Source organism: Roseibium sp. Sym1 (assembly GCF_027359675.1).
Classification (GTDB): Bacteria; Pseudomonadota; Alphaproteobacteria; order Rhizobiales; family Stappiaceae; genus Roseibium.
Genome location: NZ_CP114788.1, coordinates 116,390 through 131,504, shown reverse-complemented (window position 1 = coordinate 131,504; position 15,115 = coordinate 116,390). Strand labels below are relative to the sequence as shown.

Annotated in this window: 14 protein-coding genes; 11 read left to right on the top strand and 3 right to left on the bottom strand. The window is 58.9% G+C overall.

Annotation, left to right across the window (positions count from 1 at the left end; translation table 11 throughout):
* Positions 1-216: 216 nt before the first annotated feature.
* The 6 genes from O6760_RS32195 to O6760_RS32170 all read left to right on the top strand — a co-directional run bounded on the left by O6760_RS32195 (position 217) and on the right by O6760_RS32170 (position 8,646).
* Positions 217-903: a hypothetical protein gene (locus O6760_RS32195; protein WP_075283996.1), complete on the top strand. Its 687-nt coding sequence runs from the start codon at positions 217-219 to the stop codon at positions 901-903.
* A 901-nt stretch (positions 904-1,804) separates the two neighbouring features.
* Positions 1,805-2,242, top strand: a complete 438-nt coding sequence (locus O6760_RS32190) for an EF-hand domain-containing protein (protein ID WP_269586468.1) — start codon at positions 1,805-1,807, stop codon at positions 2,240-2,242.
* 206 nt (positions 2,243-2,448) lie between these two features.
* Positions 2,449-3,834, top strand: a complete 1,386-nt coding sequence (locus O6760_RS32185; protein ID WP_075283995.1) for an MBL fold metallo-hydrolase RNA specificity domain-containing protein — start codon at positions 2,449-2,451, stop codon at positions 3,832-3,834.
* Entirely contained in the window at positions 3,831-5,339 is a 1,509-nt protein-coding gene (locus O6760_RS32180; RefSeq protein WP_075283994.1) for a thymidine phosphorylase family protein, read from the top strand. Before O6760_RS32185 ends, O6760_RS32180 begins: the two co-directional genes overlap by 4 nt.
* Positions 5,336-6,286, top strand: coding sequence for a ribose-phosphate diphosphokinase (locus O6760_RS32175; protein WP_075283993.1), 951 nt, complete (start codon positions 5,336-5,338; stop codon positions 6,284-6,286). The genes O6760_RS32180 and O6760_RS32175 overlap by 4 nt, the downstream gene beginning before the upstream one ends.
* A 59-nt stretch (positions 6,287-6,345) precedes the next feature.
* Entirely contained in the window at positions 6,346-8,646 is a 2,301-nt protein-coding gene (locus tag O6760_RS32170; RefSeq protein WP_416384232.1) for a copper-transporting P-type ATPase, read from the top strand.
* Positions 8,647-8,818: 172 nt separating this feature from the next.
* On the opposite strand, the gene O6760_RS32165 is transcribed toward O6760_RS32170, so the two are convergent.
* Both O6760_RS32165 and O6760_RS32160 read right to left on the bottom strand, forming a co-directional pair.
* On the bottom strand, positions 8,819-9,580 hold the full coding sequence (locus O6760_RS32165; protein WP_208992489.1) for a VTT domain-containing protein: 762 nt from the start codon (positions 9,578-9,580) through the stop codon (positions 8,819-8,821).
* Between the two features lie 240 nt (positions 9,581-9,820).
* Entirely contained in the window at positions 9,821-10,669 is an 849-nt protein-coding gene (locus tag O6760_RS32160) for a sterol desaturase family protein (RefSeq protein WP_075284777.1), read from the bottom strand.
* A 99-nt stretch (positions 10,670-10,768) separates the two neighbouring features.
* On the opposite strand from O6760_RS32160, the gene O6760_RS32155 reads away from it, so the two are divergent.
* The 4 genes from O6760_RS32155 to tnpC all read left to right on the top strand — a co-directional run bounded on the left by O6760_RS32155 (position 10,769) and on the right by tnpC (position 14,169).
* Entirely contained in the window at positions 10,769-11,428 is a 660-nt protein-coding gene (locus tag O6760_RS32155; protein WP_075284778.1) for an ArsR/SmtB family transcription factor, read from the top strand.
* A gap of 318 nt (positions 11,429-11,746) precedes the next feature.
* Positions 11,747-12,199 carry an IS66-like element accessory protein TnpA gene (gene tnpA / locus O6760_RS32150; protein ID WP_269586480.1) on the top strand — a complete coding sequence of 151 codons (453 nt, stop codon included), beginning with the start codon at positions 11,747-11,749 and terminating at the stop codon, positions 12,197-12,199.
* The gene (gene tnpB / locus O6760_RS32145; RefSeq protein WP_075284779.1) at positions 12,196-12,549 is read left to right on the top strand and encodes an IS66 family insertion sequence element accessory protein TnpB; all 354 of its coding nucleotides are present in this window, start codon (positions 12,196-12,198) and stop codon (positions 12,547-12,549) included. The genes tnpA and tnpB overlap by 4 nt, the downstream gene beginning before the upstream one ends.
* Before the next feature lie 54 nt (positions 12,550-12,603).
* Positions 12,604-14,169, top strand: a complete 1,566-nt coding sequence (gene tnpC, locus O6760_RS32140; protein ID WP_075284780.1) for an IS66 family transposase — start codon at positions 12,604-12,606, stop codon at positions 14,167-14,169.
* 50 nt (positions 14,170-14,219) lie between these two features.
* Here tnpC and O6760_RS32135 read toward each other — a convergent pair whose 3' ends face one another.
* On the bottom strand, positions 14,220-14,510 hold the full coding sequence (locus O6760_RS32135) for a hypothetical protein (protein ID WP_209171657.1): 291 nt from the start codon (positions 14,508-14,510) through the stop codon (positions 14,220-14,222).
* 271 nt (positions 14,511-14,781) lie between these two features.
* Between O6760_RS32135 and O6760_RS32130 the strand changes: the two genes are divergently transcribed.
* Positions 14,782-15,111 carry a YnfA family protein gene (locus tag O6760_RS32130; protein ID WP_075284782.1) on the top strand — a complete coding sequence of 110 codons (330 nt, stop codon included), beginning with the start codon at positions 14,782-14,784 and terminating at the stop codon, positions 15,109-15,111.
* The last annotated feature ends 4 nt before the right edge of the window (positions 15,112-15,115 follow it).

Here is a 15,115-nt window from a genome sequence, read left to right as displayed (position 1 = left end):
ACTCGCGACGAGACGGGGTACTCCCAAACAGGTTACTTCGATAGCTTTCCGATTTTTTCCCTTAGATATGTTTTAATATATTGGTGGAGGTGGAGAAATCAGATCATGGAATGATACGCTTCCGAATTGTCTGATTGTGCCAAGAATGATAATCTTGGTCTTCAAATATTAGAGTATTTCTAGAAATGAGTGAGCACATAACGCGGAGAACTTCCCATGCCGGTTATAATCTATGCTCCCACGGCTCAAAGTGAGCGAAATCTCAAGCAAATACTGAGCAGACTCTTTTCAAACTGCATTCAATATCAGGATCTTCGGGACAATCACCAGCACCTGGCCACCTTGACGAGGCCACCGCACATCGACGTCAAGATCCAGGGCATTCTGCGCCTTTTCGAGTTCAACAATCCCCAGCAGCATTTCGCGAGTGTTGTCGCTTCGGTCGCAAACGCAATTCATGAATTCCATTGGGAAGCTCATGCTGACAAGGTCGGCGACATATTGCAGGCTATCGATTCAAGCTCTGAAGTTCTTGTCTACCTGAACGGAAGCAATTTTTCAGTGACACGTTTCAGACCGCATCCACACCCTCACATGCACACCCGTGGCCTGCTTATCGCGACGGGGCCTGGCCTGCCCATGGGCGGAATTGTGCGCGTTGGGGCAGGCAACGAGCTCTATTCCCGACTTTACGGCCATGCTGGACGGCAACTTATGCGCGCCGGCGACGAAGCCCTGGTCAACGGGATCGTGAATCTCGGGGTAAATGTCGCGGCCGGAATGGTGCTCGCCCGATTGCTGGGGGCATCGGGACTGATCTCGCAAGCCGACGCAGGTGCACTCTGGCGTGGTTTCAGCCTGCTGAGGCAATCTGGTGCCGCTGCGACTGCCGGGCGACGGTGAAAAGCAAAAACTGAGGTTTCGTTCAAGGGGGCGTTCTTTGATGAGGGCCTCACCCGAGTTTGCTCGGTTTGACCTGCATCAAGGAATTTCCCGGCGCATCTGCTTTAATACACTCGGAAGGAGAGTGTCTGTGCGCCATACGTTTTCATCCCCCCTGTTTCACATGATTGTCCGGGCCCTGGTGCTGGTCATTCTTGTGTTCTCAACAGGCGTTGGTGGAATGGCGCATGCGCACACCGCCTCAATCGCCACATCATTGCACTCGGATATGTTGTCGAATTCCGATGAAGCCGGAACGACCTCAGGCATGAGCGATCACATAAGTGCAGTTGGCCATTGCCCGGGCCTTGCAGGCATCTGCTTTGCAATTGCGTCCAACTCGACAGATCTTCCCAGTTTGCCAAGTTCCAGCCACGCCTGGGTTGGAATGGAGCCGCGTGGAGCACTATCCGCGGCTGTCTCTGGGTTATTGCGGCCACCACAGAGCCGGTAACACAGCGCCGCCAATGTGAACGAACCAGCTTCTCTGTCTTTCGCTGGTTGAGCGCACAGGGTCGAGCCTAGGGTAAGCCGTTGCACCAGCCGAATAGAAATTGGCCGTGCGGTGTGCCCCTCGGATGAAACTCAACAAACGTCAAAACGGTGGTTTCAAGCCATTAAAGGCAGTCGTCTCGGACAGCCAAAGTTGGAGCCAATGGCACCCAGGCTTGGCGATCGGGATCGACCCAGCTTTGGTTTGGACATCATCTGAACAGCAAAACTGAACTGGATATCTCTAATGAAAATTTTCCCAATGATCGCTGCCGCGATGATCCTTTCGGTGGCAACTCCGGGTCTTGCTCTTGCCGACAGCGAACACGGGCACGGAGCTTCGGAACAGAGTGCGGAAGAAACAGGACCTATGGGCGGTCAGGCCGGCATGATGCAGAATATGATGCGCATGATGATGCAGATGCACGGCCAGATGATGGAGAACAATATGCAAGGCCAGGGGGGGGGAAACCCCATGGCAATGATGGACGGCAAGATGATGCGCATGATGATGGGTGGCGACATGATGGGTGCGCCCGGCGCCGGTGAGGGCAGGACCAATATGCTGTCCCGGCTCAAGGAGTTTGATGCCGACGGTGACGGGACCTTGTCTCTGAGTGAATTCGAGACCCTGCACGCGGCAATGATCCGCGACACCACGGTGGACCGTTTCCAGCATCTCGACGCCGATGGCGATGGAAAGATAACCGAGGCCGAGATGGCCGCTCCGGCACGCAGAATGAAAATGCGGGGAATGACGCCGGGATCGCAAGGGATGATGAACAGGCAGGCACCCTCTGAAGACTGACGAGACTCGAAGTGCCGGCCCGGGATGCCAGCTCCCGGGCCTACTGACCGTGCAAATCGGAGAGAACCCGGGCATCTGCGCCGCAAATCCCGGTTTCTGCGTCAATTCAAGCGATGACATTTCTGCAGCCCCTGCCTGGTTGCCAGGCCTGCAGTGCTCTTCATGGGCGTTTTATTCAAAACGCTCGCTAGGGAAGGAATAACAGCATGACCCGGACGGCATCCCACACCCTGCGATTTCTCGGTGCGGCAGGCACTGTCACCGGTTCGCGCTACCTGATTGAAGCTGGATCCCGTCGCATCCTGGTGGATTGTGGCCTGTTCCAGGGCTTCAAGAACCTGCGCGCCCGCAACCGCAAGCCCTTTCCCACACGACCGAAGGGCATAGACACCGTACTTTTGACCCACGCACATCTTGACCATAGTGGCTATCTTCCTGCGCTTATCCGATCCGGTTATTCCGGAAGGGTTTTATGCACCGCCGCGACCGCCGAACTATGTGGCCTGATATTGCCCGACAGTGGACATCTTCAGGAAGAAGAAGCTCGCCATGCCAAGCGGAACGGATATTCAAGGCACAAAAATCCGACGCCTCTTTACACCTTGAAGGACGCAGAAGCAGCGCTCAAACACCTCGATACCGTAGATTTCGACCGCCGTGTCGATCTCGGAGGCGGGGTCGCAGCAACGTTCATCCCGGCCGGTCACCTTCAGGGTGCAGCTCAGATCAGGCTCGAAACAGGAAACAAAGTCGTTCATTTCAGCGGGGATCTTGGTCACGATCCCGATCCGCTGATGCGGCCACCCATCCCCTTTGAGGGGGCGGATATTCTTGTCTGCGAATCCACCTACGGCAATCGAAAGCATCCGGATATCGATCCGGAGGCGGAACTTGCCCCTATCTTGAAACGCACCTTCGCACGAGGCGGTACTGTTCTAATCCCGTCGTTCGCGGTAGGCCGGGCACAAGGACTGATGTATCACATTGCCCGGTTGATAAAGCATGGCGAGATCCCGCCCGTGCCCGTCTTTCTCAACAGCCCGATGTCAATCGATGCGACCGAGATTTATCATCGGCATCACGATGAGCATCATGTTCCATGGGCCGAATGCGTGGACATGTATCGCCTGGCTCAGCGGGTGCAAACGGTTGAGCAATCGAAAGAGTTGAACACCCGCCAGGGCCCGATGATCATCATCTCGGCGTCCGGAATGCTCACGGGAGGCCGCATCCTCCATCATCTTATCAGCTTTGGTCCTGATCGCCGCAATACCATTCTCCTGTCCGGGTTTCAGGCGGGCGGCACACGTGGTTCAGCCTTGGCCGAAGGAGCCAGAACCTTGCGAATTTTTGGACGCGAGTTTCCGATCAAAGCCGAGGTCGTTCAGTTGCAAAGCTTCTCCGGCCATGCTGACGCAGACGAGATTCTGCGCTGGATGCGCGGAGCGTCACGGCCACCGGCAATGACATATGTCACGCACGGCGAGCCATCCGCGTCTGATACGCTGCGCGGCAGAATTGAACATGAGCTCGGTTGGCCGGCGCGCGCTCCCGAACATCTCGACATCATCAATCTGGACAAGCCGCGATGACCGACACGCTTGCTCTTGTCCCCTCAGGTATCGACACCTATCGCCAGCCGGTGATCTATATGACCGAAGATTGCCATGTCTGCCGCTCGGAAGGCTTTGCAGCTCAGACCCGCGTCAGGCTCGACTTGCACGGTCGCTGGATCATCGCAACCCTGAATGTAGTGAAGCGCGGCGAATGGCTGGAAGCAAATACAGCGGCGCTTTCGATTTCGGCATGGCAGGCAATTGGCGCCGAGCCCGGAGATCGCGGGCGTTTCTCGCATCCGGAACCACCGGCGTCAGCCTCTCTGATCCGGGCCAAAGCGTATGGTGATCGGTTATCCGAGGGAGATTTTACAGCGATTGTAGGCGACACGCTCGAAAATCGGCTGTCGGAGATTGAATTGGCGGCGTTCCTAACCGCATGTACCGGAGATCGACTCGACGAAGCTGAGACGGTGGCCCTAACCCGGGCGATGCTGGCAGCAGGCACGCGTCTCGATTGGGGAACGCAGACGGTCCTCGACAAGCATTGTGTCGGAGGGTTGCCCGGCAATCGCACAACGCCCATCGTTGTGGCGATTGTCGCCGCCGCAGGCGGCTTGATACCCAAAACATCGAGCCGTGCGATCACGTCTCCCGCCGGCACCGCCGACACCATGGAAGTCATGGCACGTGTCGATCTGGACACCGCGGAATTGCGCAAGGTGGTCGAGGCCGAAGGTGGCTGCGTCGTCTGGGGTGGTGCATTGAACTTAAGTCCGGCCGACGATCATTTTATCCGCATAGAACGGCCTCTTGATCTCGATTCAACGGGGCAGTTGGTGGCCAGTGTCCTGTCGAAAAAGGCTGCCGTCGGATCGAGTGACGTCCTGATCGACATGCCTGTCGGGCCTACCGCCAAGGTCCGCTCCAGAGAAGCTGCAGTTGCTCTTGGAAATCGGCTCAGGGAAGCGGGACGCCAGATCGGATTGAAAGTTGTGCTGCACATCAGCGATGGAACCGCACCCGTCGGACGGGGTATCGGTCCGGCACTCGAAGCGGCAGATGTGCTGTCGGTGTTGCGACGCCGCAGCGATGCACCGGCCGATCTGCGTGCTCGGGCAATTGACCTGGCAGGAGAACTGCTCCAACTCGGCGGACTTGCCGACGACGGCTCGGGACGCGCCTGTGCGGAAGCGCTGATCGAAAGCGGCGAGGCGGAGGCGAAGTTCCTGGCAATTTGCAATGCCCAGGGCGGATTTCGCGAACCCTGCGTGGCGCGGCAACGGCTGGAAGTCGTAGCGAGCCGCACCGGCGTCCTCACCACTGTGGACAACCGGGTCATCGCCCGTATTGCGAAGCTCGCTGGTGCACCGCGCCAGAAAAACGCCGGTGTGAGGCTCAATGTGCATCCGGGAGCGCTTGTGCAACGTGGTCAACCCCTCTTCGAGATTCATGCCGAGACTTCAGGGGAGCTCGACTATGCCCATGCCTATGCACAGGCACACGTTGACGTGATGAAGATCGGCGAGATCGCGTCATGATCTTGATCCCGTTCCCGGAAATGACTGCATTGGCGCATGACATCGGCGGCAGCATGGGGGCGAAGGTCCGGCAGCTCGGTTTGCACCGGTTTCCCGATGGCGAAAGCCTGGTGACTTTGCCGGACGGGCTGGACGGTGCCGATGTAGGTTTCGTCGCAACTTTGCGCGATCCGGACCACATGGCGCTTCCACTGCGCTTTGCCGCGGCAACAGCGCGCGAGATGGGTGCTTGCCGCGTCGGCCTCATAGCTCCCTATCTAGGATACATGCGGCAGGACAAAAGTTTTTTGCCCGGACAGGCAGTGAGCGCTCCGCTGTTTGCTGACTTCCTTTGCCAGAGTTTCGATTGGCTCTTGACCGTCGACCCTCACCTCCACCGGATCGCGCGGCTGGAGGATATCTTCCGGGTTCCGGCAATGCGGGTTGCGACGGCCCGATCGATCGCAACATGGATTTCCCGGGAAGTTCCCGATGCGATCCTGCTTGGGCCCGACAGCGAAAGCAGGCAATGGGTTGCTGAAGTTGCAGGGATGGCCGGACGTCCCTTCGAGGTATTGCAGAAGAGCCGGAGCGGCGACCGGCTGGTAGAGGTTAGCGTGCCTGACGGCGTCGACCTTCGTCAGGGAACGCCGGTCATTCTCGACGATATCGCTTCTTCTGGCCGCACGATGGTTCGGGTGGTCGAACGCGTTCTTGCTGCAGGCGTGAGGCCACCGGTCTGTATCCTCATTCATGCAGTCTTTGCCGGAAGTGCCTACCACGAGATACGATCCGCTGGCGCTGCGAGGATCGTTTCGACTGACAGCATTCCGCACGAAAGCAACGCTATCTATCTCGGAGAGATGATCGGCCAAGCCGTCTCTGCTTTTCTGGCGACCCCGCCTCTTCGCGACGCTGCAAGTGGTACTGGCAATCCTGCACCAACATGGACTGGACCGAAAAAATGAACGAAGCAGAAGGCTCCCATAAAGAAACGTCTGCAAACGGCGTTGAATACACATGTCCAATGCATCCGGAAGTCAAGCAAGACAAACCGGGCAATTGCCCTAAGTGCGGAATGCACCTTGTCCCGGAGAATGAAGTCCACGCCCATTCCGGCCACGGCCACGGTCAACATGCTCATGCTCATCAAGATCACGCAGCTGCGGCGGACAAAAGCTACGATACGGTTCCTTCCGGATACGATGGACCGGTCTACACATGTCCCATGCATGCACAGGTGCGTCGGATCGAACCGGGGTCCTGTCCCATTTGCGGCATGGGACTTGAACTCGAAAACGCAGCGATGGCTGCTGAAGGGCCGAATCCGGAACTTGTCGATTTCACCCACCGGTTCTGGGTTGGAACAGCACTGACCGTCCCTTTGCTTGTCTTGACGATGGGTCCCTATCTCGGCCTGTCCGGCGTACGCGGGATATTTGGTGAACGCGCGACGCTCTGGATTGAACTGGTCCTTGGTACTCCCGTAGTCCTTTGGTGCGGCTGGCCATTTCTGACAAGGGGCTGGAACTCGTTTCGAAGCATGAACCTCAACATGTTCTCGCTGATCGGAATGGGCGTGATGTCGGCCTGGACATTCAGTGTCGTCGCCGTGCTCGCCCCGGACATTTTCCCGGCAGGATTTCGCGATCCGGATGGGCATGTCGGCGTCTATTTCGAAGCGGCAGCGGTGATCGTCACCCTTGTGCTTCTGGGCCAGGTGATGGAGTTGCGCGCGCGTGAGGGGACCGGCAAGGCAATCCGTGCCCTCCTGGATCTCGCTGCCAAGACGGCCCGGATCGTTCGGGAGGACGGCACCGAGGAAGAAATCCCGCTCGACGATGTTCAGGTCGGCGACCGGCTCAGGGTCAGGCCCGGCGACAAGGTGCCGGTCGACGGAGTGGTCCTCGACGGCCGGTCGTCGGTTGACGAAAGCATGATCACCGGCGAACCGGTTCCAGTCGAAAAAGTCGCAGGCGAGTCCGTAACCGGAGCAACGATCAACGGGACAGGATCCCTGGTGATTGAAGCACGAAGGGTCGGTGCGGACACGATGCTGAGCCAGATCGTCGAAATGGTTGCCAATGCACAACGTTCACGCGCCCCGATACAGAAATACGCCGACAAGATTGCCGGTTTTTTTGTGCCGGCGGTAATCGGCGTTGCCCTGTTGGCCTTCGTCGGCTGGGCCGTCTGGGGGCCGTCACCGGCGCTCTCCTATGCCCTCATCGCCGCGGTCGCGGTCCTGATCATAGCGTGTCCCTGTGCGCTTGGGCTTGCAACGCCGATGTCGATCATGACCGCCACCGGGCGCGGCGCGCAGGCAGGCGTTCTGATTAAGAACGCCGAAGCTCTGGAGCGTTTTGAAAAAGTAGGGACGCTCATCGTCGACAAGACCGGTACCTTGACCGAGGGCAAGCCACGCCTCATTGGCGTGTTTGCAGAGCCCGGTCACGACGAAAGCGAAGTGCTGCGACTTGCGGCCACTCTGGAAAAAGGATCCGAGCACCCGCTGGCCGAGGCCATTGTCGACGGTGCGGAGGAACGCGGTGTCAAACTGGGCTCAGCCGGGGAATTCGAGGCGGTGACCGGCAAGGGTGTCAAGGGCACCGTCGACGGCAGACCCGTTGCGCTCGGGAACATCAAGCTTGTCCAGGATCTCGGGCTTCAGGCCGATGATCTGACCAACCGAGCAAACGAACGGCGTGACGCGGGAGAAACGGTCATGTTCGTGGTTGTCGAAGGCAAGATCGCCGGCCTGGTCAGCGTAGCCGACCCTGTGAAGGAAACGACGCCGGCAGCTCTCAAGGCGCTTCACGAACTGGGGTTCCGCATCATCATGGCGACCGGCGACAACGAACGGACCGCGAGAGCGGTTGCGGCTCGGCTGGGAATAGATGAGATCCGTGCGGACGTGCTGCCCGAGGACAAGGCCTCGATCATCAAGGAACTGCAAGGTCAGGGAGAGAAGGTCGCGATGGCCGGCGATGGCGTCAACGATGCTCCTGCGCTCGCCCAGGCGGATGTCGGGATCGCGATGGGCACTGGTGCCGATGTGGCGATCGAGAGTGCGGGGATCACGCTGGTAAAGGGCAATCTCGACGGGATTGTCCGCGCCCGTCGATTGGCGCGCGCGACAATGGGCAACATACGCCAGAACCTGTTCTTCGCGCTCATCTACAACGCCGCCGGTGTGCCTGTTGCGGCGGGTGTCTTGTACCCGGTCTTCGGTATCCTGATCAGTCCGATGTTCGCGGCATTTGCAATGAGTGCCTCATCGATCTCTGTGGTGCTGAATTCGCTGCGGTTACGCGGCGCCAAAATCTGACAGGGCAATCTACGTCTGAAACGAAAGGACACGGCATGATGGAAGGCTATGGCATGGGCTTCGGTGGGATCTGGATGATCCTCATCCTGGTACTGCTGGTTCTCGCAATCGCCGCGCTGGTGAAATATCTTCGCAAATAGGGACTAAAGTGTGCAGGAGATCTTGAATTACTTCAAATCGGGTCTGTTCTGCTGGCATCGCCGTTGCAGACCGCTCTGCCGTCCCGGTTCCATTTCTCCATACCACCGCGCAGAACGCTGACATCGCGGAATCCGGCGTCACCGAGCTTGGCCGCTGCGGTCGAGGAGCGCTTGTCACTCTTGCAGACAAGAACGACAGATCGACCCCGGAGTTCCCTTAACTCGCTCAAACGATCGGGCAAATCGCCAAACGGAATGTTCAGAGCGGTTTCGATGTGGCCGAGCGGACCGGTGAACTCATCGGGCGAGCGCACGTCGATAACGGTGACCCCGCTTTCTCTAGGGCGATCGGTCACCGCGTCCGTCTCCACCCAGCTGACTGCCGCGCAGCCACGCAAGCGGCGAACCAGACGAGGCAGGAAGACGATGGCCGCGAGCAGACCGAGGGCCATCAGGCCGTAGCGTATCGCCGAAACGTCGCCGGAAAGGGCCTTACGTCCAGCGTGCCCGAACCAGGTATATGCGATGGCACCCGGCGCCATGCAGACAAGGGACGTCACAACATAGGCCAGGAACCGGATGCGTGTGAGACCAAGGGCGTAGTTGGTGAGGTTGAAGGGGAACAGCGGCACGAGGCGCACGAAGGCGACGAACCGCCAGCCCTCGGCTTCCACTCCCTCTGTCAGCCGCTTCATTCGCCCGCCGGTCCTGGCCGTCACCCAATCGCTGGCGACATAGCGGGCGATGAGAAAGGCAAGGCTTGCACCAATAGTCGCGCCCAAAAGATTGAGCACCGTGCCCCAGACAGGTCCGAACAGCGCCCCCCCCCGCCAATGCGAACAGGGTCCCCGGCACGAAGGCGACCGTTCCAACGGCATAAAGACCGAGAAAGGCAAGAGGCGTCCAGAACCCGAGCCCGGAAAGCCAGGCGTCGAGTGCTTCCAGGTTCAACCGGTCGCGCAGCAAGGCTGCCCAAAAGGTTGCTGTGAGAATACCCAGGAGCAGGAGGACGCGTGGAAGCAGACGACGGGCGTTCACTGCTTGTCTCCGTTTCGCTCGCGGTTGATTGGATAATTGCTGGCGCGGCCGATCAGTGGCTGGATCAGCATCCGGTCGAGCCACAGGTCTCGCCGGGTTCGGAATTGTTCGATGCCGATGGTCATGGCCTCGTGACCTTCACGGGGCTGCGGCCGATAGGTCCCGAGCAGACGATCCCACCAGGGCAGGTTGAAGCCGAAATTGCTGTTCGTCTCGCTCGGATGGATCGAGTGATGAACCCGGTGCATGTCCGGCGTCACCACGACAAGCCGCAGGATACGGTCGATCCCGGCCGGAATTCGGACATTTGAATGGTTGAACATCGCGGTGGCATTCAAAAGCACTTCGAAGACAAGCACAGCAACCGCAGGCGGGCCAAGGGCCACGACGACGGCGAGCTTGATGGCCATCGACAGCAGGATTTCTACCGGGTGAAAGCGCAGACCGGTGGTCACGTCGAATTCCAGATCCGCATGATGCATGCGGTGCAACCGCCAGAGAGCCGGAACGGCATGGAACATCACGTGCTGGAGATAGATCGCAAGGTCGAGCGCCAGCATCGATACGATGAAGGCGACCCAGGCATGCGTTTCGAAGGCATTGAACAGCCCCCAGCCACGCTCTTCGGCGATGACGGCGAGTGCGACCGCCACTATGGGAAACGTGAGACGCACCAACAGCGTGTCTACGATGACGATGCCGAGATTGTTGCTCCAGCGCAGCAAACGCGGAATCTCCCTGCGTCTGCGCGGCGCCGCCACCTCCCAGAGCGCCATCGCCAAAAGGATGCCGAGAAAGAATCTCAGGCGGATCAGCGGTTCGTTCGCCAGCAGTAAGTCGGTCATTGGGAGCCGTTCGTCGGTCGTCAAGAAGCCTTGCCATGACCTCTTGCACAGATTACATTCAACTAATCACTTGAATGATATAATGTCGGTAACCGGACAATGTCAATCGGCCCTAAACAAGCGCTCTATTCAGAATTCGCCGCAGTCGCCCGCGCCCTCGGGAGTCCGCACCGCCTCGAGGTTCTCGAACATCTTGGGCAAGGCGAACGCAGCGTGGACGCGCTGGCCGAGCGTGTTAGGCTCACCATCGCCAACACGTCGCAGCATTTGCAGCAATTGAGGCGAGCCGGACTGGTCGCCTCAAGACGGGACGGCAAGTATGTGCTCTATCGGCTTGCGGATGACGGTGTGCTCGACCTGATGGCAGCTCTTTCCGGCGTCGCGGAGCGCAATCTCGCCGAAGTCGAAAAGATCCGGCGGAGTTATTTCGACGATCGCGACAGCATGGAAGCGGTCACGCGCGAGGAACTTCTGGCCAAAACGCGAGACGGTCGGGTTACAGTGCTCGATGTCCGTCCACCGGACGAATTCGCAACCTCCCACGTGCCGGGAGCCGTCAATATTCCCTTGAACGAGCTGGAAGCGCGGCTCGCTGAACTCGATCCGGATACCGAGATCGTTGCGTATTGCCGCGGTCCATGGTGCGTACTCTCTTTTGAAGCAGTGGCGGCATTGCGCGCCCGTGGCTTCAATATACGGCGTCTGGAGGATGGTTTGCCCGAGTGGCGGGCGGCGGGTCTGCCGGTCGAAGCAAATTGATTGCAACTTTTCTGCACACTGTCGGAACAACTATCCGACTGACAAGGGCCCTGATTATGATCGAGGGACCCGCGAGGCAGATCGCAGCTCCAGTCACATCCCAATGATCGATTCGAACTTTTCCAGCGACCAAATGCGAAGCCAAGCTGCTTGGGGATGTGAATTCGCCCGCCCCCGCCAGAACTGACCTCTTTATTGAGACCAGCAAGACTGATTGCTAACAGCGGATGGGCAAGCTTAATTGTTAGGGAAACGGTTTCCGCAATTTCACAAACATCGTAAGCGGCGGCTGGACCCCACCTATTCGCTTCCGTCGTGATGCTGGAATCCATACCCATTGTTGATTTGGGAATGGAGGAAGGGTTGGGAGTCCATAGATCGCTCCATATGGAGTCCATTTGCGGATATGAGATTTTGGTCGGCCCCGCAGGGAAGCGGCACTGGCCGGATGAAGTGAAGGGTCAGCTTGTCGCGGAGACCTATGTGCCCGGTGTGACCGTGAACGAGGTCGCCCGGCGTGTGGGCATGAAGCCCAACCATCTTTCGTCGTGGCGACGTTTGGCGCGGGAGGGCAAACTTGTGGTGCCGGATCTTCCGGGAGCCAAGTTTGTACCGGCCGTTCTGGAGCCGACCCCGACGTCCGTTGAAGAGGATGCGAAGCCGCTGGCGGCGGTGGAGATCATTCACGGCGGAACCACAATCCGCTTGGATGCTTCCGCGAGCCCGGACAGGATTGCCGGAATTGTGCGCGCCCTTGAGCGTGGATCATGATTTTCCCCTCGAACCGGGTGCGTATCCTGGTGGCAACAAAGCCGGTCGATTTCAGAAAAGGACATGATGGTCTAAGCGCTCTGGTCCAGACCGTGTTGCGCAAGGACCCGTTCACCGGCACGGTTTTTGTGTTCCGGTCCAGGCGAGCCGACCGGCTCAAATTGCTTTATTGGGACGGGTCCGGTCTTGTGATGGCCTACAAGCGGCTGGAAGATACGACCTTCACCTGGCCCGTCATCAGGGATGGCACCATGTCGCTGAACCATGCTCAGTTCGAGGCGCTGTTCTCGGGTCTGGACTGGCGCAAGGTGAAGGCATTGGAGGCTCGGTCTCCGGCTGCGGCTGAATGAATCAGGTGCCGGAAATGGCGGGCATCCGGAGCGGTCCCGGGCTATTCTCGGCCCATGCCTTCCACTGTCGCCATCGATCTTTCCGCGATCCCCGCCGACCAGCGTGATGCTGTCGCCGCGCTCCTGCGCGAAAGGGATGCGCTCAAGGAGATCAACAGGCGCCTGGAGCATCTGGTCGCGGAGTTGAACCACGCGGTTCACGGCAAAAGGTCGGAGAAGCTCAGCGAAGACGAACGGCAGCTGGCTTTCGAAGACCTCGAGACAGCCATCGCCGAGGTTGAGGAAAGCCAGGACACGCAGCTCTCCTCTAAAGGCAAAACCCGCCGTCCGGCCCGTCGCAATAGGGGCTACCTGCCGAAGGACCTTCCCCGCATCGAGCGTTTGATCGAGCCTGACAGTCTTGAGTGTCCCTGCGGTTGCGGGGTGATGCACAAGATTGGCGAGGATCGCACGGAGCGGCTCGACATCGTGCCCGCACAGCTGCGCGTGATCGTCACCGTCCGCCCCAAATACGCCTGCCGCGCCTGTACCGACGGCGTCACTCAGATGCTGGCGCCGGCGCATCTCATCGAAGGCGGTCTGCCGACGGAAGGCGCCATTGCGCATGTTCTGGTTGCCAAGTACGCGGACCATTTGCCCTTGCACCGGCAAAGCCAGATCCTTGCCCGGTCGGGCATCGATATCCATCGCAGCACGCTGGCGGATTGGGTCGGCACCGCCGCGTTCCACCTCGCCCCGGTGATCAACCGGCTGGCAGAGCATCTGAAGGTGTCGACCAAGCTGTTCATGGACGAGACCACGGCGCCGGTGCTGGATCCGGGCCGCGGCAAGACGAAAACCGGATACCTCTGGGCATTGGCCCGAGACGACCGGGCCTGGGGCGGGGACGATCCACCCGGCGTGGTCTTCTTCTATGCGCCTGACCGCCGCGGAGAAAACGCGGAGAAAATCCTTCGTGGCTTCGACGGGGTCCTGCAACTCGACGGCTACCAGGGCTACAACTGCCTGACGCGCCCGTCCCGCAAGGGTGGCGATCCGATCCGCGTGGCCCATTGCTGGGCGCACGCACGGCGGAAACTGAAGGAGGTGTTCGATAGAGACGGCTCCGAGATCGCCGCCGAAGGCTTGCGCCGGATCGCCGACTTCTACAGGGTCGAGGCCGATATCCGCGGAACGGCGCCCGGGCAGCGGCTCTCGGCAAGGCAGGCCCGCACCGCGCCTCTGGTCGCCGCCTTCGGACAATGGCTGCAAGAGCAACGCCGCCGGGTCTCCGCCAAGTCCCGCCTCGGCGAGAAGCTTGCCTACATCCATCGTCACTGGGACGGTTTGCAGACCTTCCTCCACGACGGCCGTGTCGAGATCGATAGCAACAGTGTCGAGAATTTGATCCGGCCAATTGCCCTGAACAGGAAAAATGCATTGTTCGCCGGCCATGACGAGGGCGGCCGCACCTGGGGCCGCATCGCATCCCTCATCGAGACCGCGAAGATCAACAACGTCGAGCCCTTCGCCTATCTCAAGGCGACCCTCGAAGCTATTGCTGGCGGCCATCCGAAAAGCCGGATCGACGAACTCCTGCCATGGAATTTTCCAGCCCTACATAGCACTCCTTACCCGTGATCGAGTTGGTAAGCTGCGGACACGCCATTGGCCGAGCATCAAAGCCAAGGCTATACGATAATGGGTAAAGTCAAGACCACTCCAACAGGCGTTGCCATACCGAAAAGGATGAATGACGCTATGGATGCAGCAGCCCAAAGCAGCCAAAACAAACGGAATTTCCCCGACGCCAGCCCCACAGTGCAGAGTGCTAGGTTAAGAAGGAAAATTGTCAGGCCGATATAAAATCCATTGATGCCCGACATTCTCAAAACTTGAGGAACCATTCCTAGAAGAATGGAGGTTGCTATCAAAACTGGCGCGCGCTCTGCGAGGCGCTGGATATCAAAGCCTTTGATCATAGCCCTTTCCCTTGGTGAAATACTTAGCGGCGTGTGAGGGCAGAAATCTTCACTGGAAAACGTTTATCTCCGATGCTGGCGCATGGCTGCCGCGTCCACGACGCTGCAAAGAACAAAATCGACTATATACGAGTTCGGTCAACGTGTGAGCGGCACACCCCTTACCAAACATCACGCACCAGTAGGCTGAAAATCATGCAAGTGTGTGACAAAGACACTTAATCAAGAGCCAGGGTCCGATCTTCATTCTTCGAAACGAGGGCTATCAAGAATGCAAACTTTCACGGCATATGTCGGCGCAGCCGTTTTTGAAATAGCAGGATGTTTTGCATTTTGGGCTTGGCTGCGGCTCGACAAATCAATCTGGTGGATCGTTCCGGGTCTCGCCGCGCTGAGTCTATTTGCATATTTGCTCACGTTGGTAAATAGCGCGGCCGCAGGTCGTGCCTATGCGGCCTATGGAGGTATCTACATTGCGAGTTCACTCATATGGCTCTGGCTGGTCGAGGGCGTCTATCCTGACCGCTGGGATCTCTTAGGTGCAACCATCTGTATCGTCGGGGCTGCGATTATAATTGCCGCGCCTCACTCACGCGTTTGATCGG